Source organism: Streptomyces sp. SID12501 (assembly GCF_010550245.1).
GTDB lineage: Bacteria > Actinomycetota > Actinomycetes > Streptomycetales > Streptomycetaceae > Streptomyces.
This window is the reverse complement of sequence record NZ_JAAGLU010001032.1, coordinates 1-389: the sequence shown is the minus strand read 5'-3', so window position 1 is coordinate 389 and position 389 is coordinate 1. Positions and strand designations below refer to the sequence as shown.

Here is a 389-nt window from a genome sequence, read left to right as displayed (position 1 = left end):
GAACGGGAAGTCGTCGGCCAGCGCGTCGGCCACCGACGGCAGCGACAGGTCGGGCGTGTACGTGACGCCGCTGACGAGCACGTCGTCGAGCAGGAAGTCCGTGAGCGACCCCGTGGACTCGACGTACAGCGACGCGGTGTCGAACCGGCCGGGCGTGTACGACGCGACGACCTGCGTCCACTGCGACGTGACGCGCTCGACGGTGGTCACGGTCTCGTAGGACGCGACGCCGTCGACGTCGCGCTGCACCGACACGCGGAGCCCGGCCTCGCTCGACCCGGTGGGCAGCCGCAGCCAGAGCCCGATCGTGTACGTCGCGCCGGGCACGAGCACGTCGGTGACGTCGACCGCGGCGCCGTTCCAGGACTGCGTGCGCCCCTGCACCAGCA

General features: G+C 72.0%; 1 protein-coding gene. It reads right to left on the bottom strand.

Annotation, left to right across the window (positions count from 1 at the left end):
- Positions 1 to 389: carbohydrate binding domain-containing protein (locus tag G3I71_RS49680; RefSeq protein WP_203733282.1), on the bottom strand; the 389-nt coding region annotated here is incomplete at both ends.